The 1,213-nt window shown below is 71.2% G+C and carries 2 protein-coding genes; both read right to left on the bottom strand.

Going from position 1 to position 1,213, the window contains the following annotated elements:
* A partial coding sequence (locus tag AC1D1S_RS21270; protein WP_476995461.1) for a cyclic pyranopterin monophosphate synthase MoaC occupies positions 1-225 on the bottom strand: 225 nt, incomplete at its 3' end.
* 80 nt (positions 226-305) lie between these two features.
* Positions 306-1,213: molybdopterin molybdotransferase MoeA (locus tag AC1D1S_RS21265; protein WP_476995460.1), on the bottom strand; the 908-nt coding region annotated here is incomplete at its 5' end.

The following is a 1,213-nucleotide window of genomic DNA, read 5'->3' as shown; positions in this document are numbered from 1 at the left end:
GATCAGGTCCGGCGTCTTCTTGGCCGCCATGATCCCGGCGATGCGGGCTACGGCCAGGGCGTCGCCCTTCGGGAGCTCACCGCCGCCGAGGAGGGACAGGACCTCGGCCGTGCTGCGGACGGTCGCGGTGGCCGTGGCTTCCCGGGTGGACTGCGCCTTGTTGGACACATCCACCATTTGGGCCGTGCCGTCGTGACGGAGGTGGGTCAGGCGGGTGTTGCCCACTGCTCTTTTGTCCGCTTCGCCGTTGTCCGCTTCGCCGTTGTCCGCTGGTGTGGCATCCGCTTCAGGGTTTTCTACATCATTCACAGGATCCATACTTCCACTTCGTCGCCCGCTGCGAGCGCCGCTGTTCCCTCTGGCACGTGGACCAGGGCGTTGGAACGGGCCAGGGCATGGACCAGGTGGGATCCCGCGCCGCCCTCCAGCCTGACCGTGCCGTCCGGAGCCAGCGTGCCGCGCCGCACCTGGTGCTTGCCCGCCGGTGAGGTCAGCGGTTCGGCGAGGCGCGCGCGGACGGCGGGCCGGGGCGCCGGGGCGCCGAACAGCTCTGTGAGGACCGGGCGCAGGAACATTTCAAAGGACACGAGGCAGCTCACCGGATTACCCGGGAACCCCAGCACCGGGACGCCGTCGAAGCTGCCGATCCCCTGCGGGCCGCCCGGCTGCATCGCCACGGCGCCGAATTCGACGTCGTGTCCGGCCATTGCCTGCCGGACCACCTCGTAGGCACCTTTGCTGACGCCGCCCGTGGTGACGATCAGGTCCACGGCGGGGGCATGTCGGCGCAGCAAGGCGGCGAGCTCATCCGGCTGGTCCATGGAGACGCCGGTCCGTGTGACCTGGAGCCCGGCCTGGCGCATGGAGGACTCGAGCAGCGTGCCGTTGGAGTCGAAGATCTTGCCCGGTCCCAGCGGGCTGCCCGGTTCCACCACCTCGTCGCCGGTGGTGACCAGGAGGACCCGGAGGGAGGGATGGACGGGCACCTCCGTGTAGCCCATCGCCGCCAGCAGTCCCAGCTGGCCGGGGCCGAGGAAGGTCCCCGCGCCGAGGGCGGGCTCGCCGGAGCGGATGTCGCTGCCGGCGTCGCGCACGAACGTTCCGGCGGCGGTGGCCGGCAGGTGGACCGTGGCGGGCTCCCCCGGCACCGGGAAGGAATCGGGCACGGCCTGCTCGATGGGGACGACGGCGTCGGCCCCGGCCGGCATCATCG

Source organism: Arthrobacter sp. P1_A5, assembly GCF_056406825.1.
The sequence above is the reverse complement of the archived record's forward strand: the minus strand, read 5'-3'. Positions and strand labels throughout refer to the sequence as shown.